This window comes from Kitasatospora sp. NPDC002965 (assembly GCF_040611255.1).
GTDB lineage: Bacteria > Actinomycetota > Actinomycetes > Streptomycetales > Streptomycetaceae > Kitasatospora.
In genome coordinates, this window is the sequence record NZ_JBEXNT010000248.1 from 1 (window position 1) to 5302 (window position 5302).

The following is a 5302-nucleotide window of genomic DNA, read 5'->3' on the forward strand; positions in this document are numbered from 1 at the left end:
CGTCGCCCGGCTGCGCCGCGCGGCGCAGCCGGCCCCCGAGGTCCCGTCCCCGCTGGCGGGCGGCACCGTCCTGGTCACCGGCGTCACCGGTGGCCTCGGCCGCCTGGTGGCCCGCCACCTCGCGGCGGTCCACCGCGTCGCCGAGCTGGTCCTGGTCTCCCGCTCCGCCGTCCCCGCCGACCTGCTCGCCGAACTCGCGGCGGACGGCACCCGCGTCCGGTCCGAGGCGGTGGACGCCGCCGACCGCGAGGCGCTGGCGGCGGTCGTCGACTCCGTCGCGGACCGCCTCACCGGCGTCGTCCACGTCGCCGGGATCGTGGACGACGGCGTCATCGAGGCGCTGGACGGCGCCAAGTGGCACAGCGTGCTGCGCCCCAAGGTCGACGCCGCCTGGCACCTCCACGAACTCACCGCCGGGCTCGGCCTCGCCGTCTTCGCGCTCTACTCCTCCGCCTCCGGCGTCCTCGGCGGCTCCGGCCAGGGCAACTACGCGGCCGGCAACGCCTTCCTGGACGGTCTGGCCGTCCACCGGCACGCCCTCGGACTGCCCGCCGTGTCACTCGCCTGGGGCCTGTGGGCCGAGGCCGGCGGCATGGGCGGCCGTCTGAGCGACACCGACCTCGCCCGGATGGCCCGGGGCGGCACCCGTCCGCTCTCCGCCGAGCAGGGCCTGGCCCTCTTCGACGCCGCGATCACCGGCGACCGGGCGGCCGTGGTGCCGATCCGGCTCGACGTCACCGGCGTCCGGGGCGACGACCTCCCGCCGCTCCTGCGCGGGCTGGCGCCGGCCGCCCGCGCGCCCCGCGCCCTGCGACGGTCCGCCGCCCGGTCCGCCGGGGCCGGTGCCGACACCCTCGCCCGGCGGCTGGCGGGCCTCGCCGCCGCCGAGCGCGACGAGGTGCTGCTCGCCCTCGTCCGCGACACCGCCGCCACCGTGCTCGGTCACGGCTCGGCCGGGTCCCTTGACGTCGAGAAGCCGTTCAAGGACCTGGGCATCGACTCGCTGACCGCCGTCGAGCTGCGCAACGGGCTCGGCGCCGCCACCGGGCTGCGGCTGCCCGCCACGCTGGTGTTCAACTACCCGACGCCGAAGGCCCTCGCCGCCCACCTCACCACCGAGCTGGTCGGCGAGGAGACCGCCGCACCGGCCGCCGCGCCCGTCCCGGCGGTGCGCGCCGCCGAGGCCGACGACGAACTCGTCGCGATCGTCGCCATGGGCTGCCGCTTCCCCGGCGGCCTCGACTCCGCCGAGGACCTCTGGCGCTTCGTCGCCGCCGGAGGAGACGCCGTCTCGGGACTGCCCACCGACCGCGGGTGGGACCTCGACGGCAGCTACGATCCCGACCCCGACGTGCCCGGCCGCACCTACGTGCGCGGCGGCGGGTTCCTGCCCGGCATCGCCGACTTCGACGCCGCCTTCTTCGGGATCAACCCCCGCGAGGCGCTGGCGATGGACCCGCAGCAGCGGCTGCTGCTGGAGGTCGCCTGGGAGACCCTGGAGCGGGCCGGTCTCGACCCGACCGCCCTGCGGGCCACCCCCACCGGCGTCTTCATCGGCACCCACGGCCAGGACTACGGCACCCAGGGCACCGGCGGCCAGGCCGACGAGGGCTACCTCGTCACCGGCAACGCGGGCAGCGTGCTGTCCGGCCGGCTCTCCTACACCCTCGGCCTGGAGGGGCCCGCGATCACCGTCGACACCGCCTGCTCCTCCTCGCTGGTCGCACTCCACCTGGCCGCCCAGGCCCTGCGCAGCGGCGAGTGCACGCTGGCGCTGGCCGGCGGCGCCTCGGTGATGTCCACCCTGGAGGGCCTGGTCGGCTTCTCCCGGCAGCGCGGCCTGGCCACCGACGGCCGGAGCAAGGCGTTCGCGGACGCCGCCGACGGGTTCGGGATGTCCGAGGGCGTGGGTCTGCTCCTGCTGGAGCGGCTGTCGGACGCGCGGCGGCTCGGCCACGAGGTCCTGGCCGTCGTCCGGGGCTCGGCCGTCAACCAGGACGGTGCGTCGAACGGCCTGACCGCGCCCAACGGCCCCTCGCAGGAGCGGGTCATCCGGGCCGCGCTCGCCAACGCCGGACTGGCCGCCGGCGACGTCGACGCCGTCGAGGCACACGGCACCGGCACGCCGCTCGGCGACCCGATCGAGGCGCACGCCCTGCTCGCCACCTACGGCAGGGGCCGCCCGGCCGAACAGCCGCTCTGGCTGGGCTCGGTGAAGTCCAACATCGGGCACACCCAGGCCGCGGCCGGTGCGGCCGGTGTGATCAAGATGGTCGAGGCGCTGCGCCACGGCGTACTGCCGAAGACCCTCCACATCGACGCGCCCTCCTCGCACATCGACTGGTCCTCGGGCGGCATCGCCCTGCTCACCGAGGACCGGGAGTGGCCCGAGGGCGACCGCCCGCGCCGGGCCGCCGTCTCGGCCTTCGGCGTGAGCGGCACCAACGCCCACGTCATCCTGGAGCAGGCCGAGCCGGCCGAGCAGGCCGCCGAGCAGGCCGACCCCGAGGCCGCCCCCGGCGCGAACGAGGACGAGAACGCCGACGCGGCCGGGGACGGCGCGGCCCCCTGGGTGCTCTCCGGTGCCTCGGAGGCCGCCCTGCGGGCACAGGCCGCCCGGCTGGCGGCGTACGCGGACGAGCGCCCCGACGTGGACCGCGCGGCGACCGCCCGTGCCCTCGTCACGGCCCGCTCCCGCTTCCCCGAGCGAGCGGTCGCCGTCGGCGCCGACCCGGCCGGACTCGCCGACGCCCTGCGGGCGCTGTCCTCCGGAGAGGCTGCGCCCGGGTTGGTGGCGGGCCGTGCGGAGGTGGCGGGCCGGTCGGTGTTCGTGTTCCCGGGTCAGGGTTCGCAGTGGGTGGGGATGGGTCGGCGGTTGCTGGCGGAGTCTCCGGTGTTCGCGCGGGCTCTGGCGGAGGTGGAGGGTGCGCTGAAGCCTTATGTGGACTGGTCGTTGGTGGATGTGGTGAATCAGGTGCCGGGTGCTGCCTCGCTGGAGCGGGTGGATGTGGTGCAGCCGGTGTCGTTCGCCGTGATGGTGGGTCTGGCGCGGGTGTGGGGTTCGTTGGGTGTGGTGCCGGACGCGGTGGTGGGGCATTCGCAGGGTGAGATCGCGGCGGCGCATGTCGCGGGGATCCTGTCGCTGGAGGACGCCGCCGCCGTGGTGGCGCTGCGTTCGCAGGCGATCGCGCGGGGTCTGGCGGGTCGTGGCGGCATGGTGTCCGTGGGCCTGCCCTACGGGCGGGTGGCTGACGGTCTGCCGGCCGGTGTGGAGGTGGCGGCGGTGAACGGGCCGTCGTCCGTGGTGGTGGCCGGTGACCCGGTGGGGCTGGACACGCTGGTGGCGGGCTTTGAGGAGCAGGGTGTGCGGGTGCGGCGCGTCCCGGTGGACTACGCCTCGCACACCGCGCACGTCGAGTCGATCGAGGAGGAACTGGCGGGGTTGCTGGCCGGGGTGAAGCCGCAGGCGGCGAGGGTGCCGTTCCTGTCGACGGTGGAGGGCCGGTGGTTGGAGGGTCCTGAGCTGGACGGTGGGTACTGGTACCGCAACCTGCGGCAGACCGTCCGCTTCGCCGAGGCGGTGGACACGCTCGCCGCGGAGGGGTTCCGGGCGTTCGTGGAGGTGAGCGCGCACCCGGTGCTGGCGCACAGTCTGGTGGAGGCGCTGGAGGAGGCGGTCCAGGCTCCGACGGTGGTCACGGGGACGCTGCGGCGTGAGGACGGTGCGTGGGACCGGGTCCTGCTCTCGGCCGCCGAGCTGTACGTCCGCGGGGTCGGGGTGGACTGGTCGGCGGCGTTCGCCGGCGCCGGCACCCTCCGGCCCTCCGACCTCCCCACCTACCCCTTCCAGCACGAACGTTACTGGCTGGAGACGCGTCCCACCGCCGACGTGGGCGCCGCCGGGCTGGCACCCGTCGGGCACCCGCTGCTGGGTGCGGCCGTGTCGCTGCCGGAGGGCGGGTCGGTGCTCACCGGCCGGCTGGAGCAGCGGGACCACCCGTGGCTCGCGGACCACGCCGTCGCCGGGACCGTCCTCGCCCCGGGGGCAGCGTTGCTGGAGCTGGTCTCGCGGGCCGGTGACGAGGCGGGCGCCCCCGCCGTCGACGAGCTGGTGATCGAGGCTCCGCTCGTCGTCCCCGAGCGCGGTGCCCTGCACCTGCACGTGCGGGTCGACGCGCCGGAGGACGACGCGCCCGATGCCCGGCGGCCGTTCGCCCTGTACTCGCGGGCCGAGGGCGGCGAGGGGGCCTGGACGCGGCACGCCAGCGGCTTCCTCGGCGGGGAGGCCGGGCCGGGCGCCGCGGCCCCCGGCCCGTGGCTTCCGGCGGGTGCGGAGCCGATCGCGCTGGACGGCTTCTACGAGCGGCTGGCCGAGCGGGGTTTCGTCTACGGCCCGGCGTTCCAGGCGCTGCGGGCCGCCTGGCGGCACGACGGCGAGGTGCACGCCGAGGTGGCGCTGCCCGCCGGCCTGGCCGCCGCCGGCTACGGGATCCACCCGGTGCTGCTGGACGCCGCGCTCCAGGCCACCAACTTCCTGGCCGTCGCCGAGCCGGAGCCGGGGCACGTCCTGCTGCCGTTCGCCTGGAACGACGTGGCCCTGTTCGCGTCGGGGGCCACCGCCCTGCGGGTGCACGCCCGGCAGACGGGTCCGTACGCGTTCTCGCTCGTCCTCACCGACCCGGCCGGACTGCCGGTGGCCTCGATCGGGTCGCTGTCGCTGCGGCAGGTGCCGGTCGACCGGCTCACCGCCCTCGGGGCGGCCGGGGCCGAGCACCTCTACAGCGTCGCCTGGGCGCCGCTCGCCCCGGTCGCGGAGGCCGGGACGGCCGTCCCGGCGGTGCTCGACCTCACCGGCGAGCCGGCCGTCGGGCCCGAGGGCGCCCGCGCGCTGCTCGGCCGGGTCGCGACCTTCCTGCACGACGGGCTCGCGGATCCTGCCCGGGCCGGCGAGACGCTGGTCGTCGCGACCGGGCTGCCCGACGCGGACCCGGCGGTCAACGCGGTGTGGGGGCTGGTCCGTTCCGTCCAGCACGAGCAGCCCGGCCGCGTCCTCCTCCTCGGTGGCGAGGGAGCGGCGTTCCCCGCCTCGGCGGTGGAGCCGTCGGCCCTGGGGGGCCTGCTGGCGTCGGGTGAGTCGCAGGTGGTGTGGCGTGACGGTGACGCGGTGGTGCCGCGCCTGGTGCGTGCGGCCGTGTCCGGGTCCGTCGGGGTGTTGGATCCGGCGGGGACGGTGTTGGTGACGGGTGGGACGGGGACGTTGGGCGGGTTGGTGGCTCGGCGTCTGGTGGAGTCGCACGGGGTG

The 5302-nt window shown here is 76.5% G+C and carries 1 protein-coding gene; it reads left to right on the top strand.

Features of this window, described 5'->3' with window-relative positions:
* Positions 1 to 5302: SDR family NAD(P)-dependent oxidoreductase (locus ABZY91_RS41175; RefSeq protein WP_355409280.1), on the top strand; the 5302-nt coding region annotated here is incomplete at both ends.